Source organism: Burkholderiales bacterium (genome assembly GCA_035560005.1).
Classification (GTDB): Bacteria; Pseudomonadota; Gammaproteobacteria; order Burkholderiales; family Eutrophovitaceae; genus DASRFY01.
On record DATMAN010000080.1, the window covers coordinates 1 to 3289 of the forward strand.

General features: G+C 62.8%; 4 protein-coding genes. All 4 read left to right on the top strand.

Annotated features, from left to right (window positions below; all coding sequences use genetic code 11):
* Positions 1–965: restriction endonuclease subunit S (locus VNM24_12200; GenBank protein ID HWQ39348.1), on the top strand; the 965-nt coding region annotated here is incomplete at its 5' end.
* Positions 965–1414, top strand: coding sequence for a hypothetical protein (locus VNM24_12205; protein HWQ39349.1), 450 nt, complete (start codon positions 965–967; stop codon positions 1412–1414). The genes VNM24_12200 and VNM24_12205, both read left to right, overlap by 1 nt.
* Complete coding sequence (locus VNM24_12210) at positions 1411–2175, top strand: DUF1829 domain-containing protein (protein ID HWQ39350.1); 765 nt, start codon at positions 1411–1413, stop codon at positions 2173–2175. The genes VNM24_12205 and VNM24_12210 overlap by 4 nt, the downstream gene beginning before the upstream one ends.
* The coding region (locus tag VNM24_12215; protein HWQ39351.1) for a type I restriction endonuclease at positions 2172–3289 on the top strand (1118 nt) is incomplete at its 3' end. The genes VNM24_12210 and VNM24_12215, both read left to right, overlap by 4 nt.

The following is a 3289-nucleotide window of genomic DNA, read 5'->3' on the forward strand; positions in this document are numbered from 1 at the left end:
GATTCCTCTTCTACTTGCTGGGAACGCTCAACCTGAACAACTGGCGTGCAGGTTCAGGCCAGCCACTGCTGAATCAGGACATCCTCAATCGCATCCCCACTGCGGTTCCCGAACCAGCCGAACAACGCGCCATCGCCCACATCCTCGGCACGCTGGACGACAAGATCGAGCTGAACCGGCGGATGAGCGAGACGCTGGAGGCGATGGCGCGGGCGCTGTTCAAGGCATGGTTCGTGGACTTCGAGCCCGTGCGCGCCAAGACGGAGGGCCGCTGGCGCCGCGGCGAGTCCCTCCCCGGCCTCCCCGCCCACCTCTACGACCTCTTCCCCGACCGCCTCGTGAATTCCGAACTCGGCGAGATTCCGGAGGGGTGGGGGGTGGGGACGCTCGGCGACGTTGCGGATCATCCGCGCCGGGGCGTGCAACCGAACAGTATCGAGCCGGATACGCCGTACATCGCTTTGGAGCACATGCCGAAGCGGTGCATCGCACTCTACGATTGGGGCGTCGCAGACGGCCTCGAAAGCAACAAGTTCGAGTTCAAGAAAGGCGAAATCCTCTTCGGAAAGCTCCGCCCGTACTTCCATAAGGTCGGCGTCGCGCCAGTGGATGGCGTGTGCTCAACGGATATCGTCGTGGTAGCTCCGAAGAGTGCGGTGTGGCGTGGTTTCGTGCTCGGCCATGTGTCGAGTGTGGCGTTCGTCGAGCACACGAACGCGGGCTCGACCGGAACGAAAATGCCGCGGACCAGTTGGGCCGAGATGGCGCGCTACACGATCGCGCTGCCACCGCAGGCTGTTGCGCGCGCTTTCACGGAAAGGTTGCAGCCGTCCATTGACCGCATCATTGCGGGCATTCACGAATCCCGCACCCTGGCCGCCCTGCGCGGCGCGCTGCTGCCGAAGCTGATCTCCGGCGAGCTGCGGGTGAAGGATGCGGAGAACTTCATCGGGAGGGTGGTCTGATGGCCGACATTGCACTTACCCAAGCGGAAGCCGATGCGTTGATTGCGATGGAAAAGCATCGTGCAACAAACGATCGGTACGACTTTCCGAGGGAAGGTGAGTCGCTGACCGTACCGCTCCAGTCACCTGACAAGCGAGAACATTTCCTGCTCGACCTGAGTCGCGGTCGCATCGATCTGCTGAAGGTCAAAATGCAGAATCGCGGCCGCCAGGTCATTGTGCTGGTGCGGCTGGATCTGGCCGGCCCCCCACATCGCAACCCAGACGACACCGAGGTTCCGGCACCGCACCTTCACCTTTACCGCGAGGGTTACGGCGACAAGTGGGCGATGGCCGTGCCTCCTGGCCTATTCCGGGATACACGCGATGTATGGCAAACGCTCGAAGACTTTCTGCGGTATTGCAACGTCGCGCAGCCGCCGCACATCGAACGGGACTTGTTCACATGATCCAAGACATCCAGCGGTTGCTTGACACCTATCACGCCTGGCTAAAGGACAAGACCGCGTTACGTCAGGTCGATGATTGGGTGGAGATCACGACGCCCTACCTCGACCGTCACAATGACTACGTGCAGATTTACGCCAAGAGAGCCAACGGCGGTTATGTACTCACCGACGACGGGTACACGATCCAAGACTTGGAACAAAGCGGCTGCAAGCTGGAAAGTCAGAAACGCCAAGAGCTGCTCCGCATGACTTTGAATGGTTTTGGTGTCCGGCTGGAAGATAAGGCATTACAGGTCCACGCATCGCCGGAGAATTTCGCGCTGCGAAAGCACAACCTTCTTCAAGCGATTCTGGCCGTCAACGACATGTTCTATCTAGCGCAACCGACTGTCGCCAGTCTGTTCTATGAGGACGTGGTTGCATGGCTTGATCTGCACGAGATCCGCTACACGCCGAAGGTCAAGTTCACGGGGAAGACGGGTTACGATCATTTGTTCGATTTTGTCATTCCGAAATCGCGACGACAACCTGAGCGCATCATTCAGACGATCAATCGGCCTAACCGTGATACTGCACAGTCTGTAGTGCTGGCTTGGATCGACACGAAAGAAGTACGCCCGCCCGACTCGCGCGCCTACGCATTGCTCAACGACGGGGAACAACCTGTTCCACAAGGGGTGGTCGACGCACTGAGAAACTACGAAGTGAAACCCATTGCCTGGAGCCAGCGCGACAACGTGCGAGAGGAGCTCGCAGCGTGAGAAGTAGCACCTTCACCGAATCCGTCGTCGAGGGAGCCGCCCTCGGCTGGCTGGAAGCCGCCGGCTGGCAGGTGGTCCACGGGCCGGACATATCGCCTGGCGGCGATACCCTCACCCTGCCCCTCTCCCAGAGGGAGAGGGAAAGCTACGGCGAGGTGGTGCTGTCCGAGCGGCTGCGCGATGCGCTCGCACGGCTCAATCCGGAACTTCCGCCCGGGGCGCTGGAGGACGCGTTCCGCAAGCTCACGCGCCCCGAGGGCGCGGACCTGATGCAGCGCAACCGCGCGCTGCACCGGCTCCTGGTGGACGGCGTGACCGTCGAGTACCGAACCGCGGACGGCACCATCCGCGGGGCGCAGGCGCGGGTGATTGACTTCGACGATGCTCACAACAACGACTGGCTGGCGGTCAACCAGTTTGCTGTCGTCGAGAGCCGCCACAGCCGTCGCCCAGACTTGGTGCTGTTCGTCAATGGGTTGCCGCTCGCGGTCATCGAGCTCAAGAACCCGGCGGACGAGGACGCGACCATCTGGACGGCGTTTCAGCAGCTCCAGACCTACCAGGCCGAGATCCCCTCGCTGTTCGCGCCGAATGCGGTGCTGGTCGTCTCCGACGGCGTCGAGGCGCGGGTCGGCGCGCTGGGCGCCGGGCGGGAGTGGTTCAAGCCCTGGCGGACGATCGCCGGCGACACGCTCGCGCCCGACGCGATGCCGCAGTTGCAGGTGGTCATCGAGGGGCTTTTCGCCAAGCGGCGCTTCCTCGATCTGGTGCGGGACTTCGTGGTTTTCGAGGACGAAGGCGGGGGCCGCCTGGCCAAGAAGATGGCGGGCTACCACCAGTTCCACGCCGTGCAGGTGGCGGTGGCGGAAACGCTGCGGGCGGCGCAGTTGCAGCGCGGCTACCATCAGGCACAGGCGGAACAAGGGCGCTACGAGGCCGGCCGCAAACCCGGCGGCAAGCCTGGCGACCGGCGCATCGGCGTGGTCTGGCACACGCAGGGCTCCGGCAAGAGCCTGACGATGGTCTTTTACGCCGGCCGCATCGTCCGTGAACCGGCGATGGAAAACCCGACGGTGGTCGTGCTCACCGACCGCAACGACCTCGACGACCAGCT